Genomic DNA, 753 nt, shown 5'->3' with positions numbered 1-753 from the left:
TGACCACCCGTCAAACGGGTGGTTTGCTCCAGGGCTATAAGCCCTATGTACTTGCCAGCGTCTCAAGGCGCTGGCTTTTTATATCAAAGCCAAACTGCATTTGCCACTTTTGCTACCGCTTTAAGCGGTGCCTGAACTACTTACCTTGACCCTTAAAAGGGTCTTCATACTCCCTGACACTCAATTTATCTATTGCCTGATCATGTTTCTCTTGATCTTGAATATACTTTTTGATGGTTGTTTCATTCATTCCAACCGTACTTACATAATATCCTTCCGACCAAAAATGACGATTCCCAAATTTGTACTTTAAATTTGCATGCTGATCAAACATCATTAATGCACTTTTACCTTTTAAATATCCCATAAAACTTGAAACACTTAATTTTGGTGGAATACTTAAAAGTAAATGCACATGGTCTGGCATCATATGACCCTCCAGAATCTTTACTCCTTTATACTGACATAATAATCTAATATCATTTTGCAAATCTCGTCGATATTGATTATATATGATTTTTCTTCTATACTTTGGTGTAAAGACGATATGGTATTTGCATAACCATTTTGTATGTGCAAGACTATTTAACCTGTTCGCCAATTTTCAGCGTCCCCTTTCGATTTTTAAATGTTTGGCTTTGACACCTACATTTTAAATCTTATGGGGGCGTTTTGGTTTAACCGTTTGCTTTTCCACCCGCAAAGCAGGTGGTTTTTTGTTTCGCACGCAAGCGAGCTCAACTAGGTCTAAAG

The 753-nt window shown here is 37.8% G+C and carries 1 protein-coding gene; it reads right to left on the bottom strand.

Features of this window, described 5'->3' with window-relative positions; genetic code table 11:
* Positions 1–136: 136 nt before the first annotated feature.
* Positions 137–601: an IS200/IS605 family transposase gene (gene tnpA / locus ON15_RS01220; protein WP_010579648.1), complete on the bottom strand. Its 465-nt coding sequence runs from the start codon at positions 599–601 to the stop codon at positions 137–139.
* Between the last annotated feature and the right edge of the window lie 152 nt (positions 602–753).

The organism is Liquorilactobacillus vini DSM 20605, from assembly GCF_000255495.1.
GTDB classification, from domain to species: domain Bacteria; phylum Bacillota; class Bacilli; order Lactobacillales; family Lactobacillaceae; genus Liquorilactobacillus; species Liquorilactobacillus vini.
This window is presented reverse-complemented; position numbering and strand designations above follow the sequence as displayed.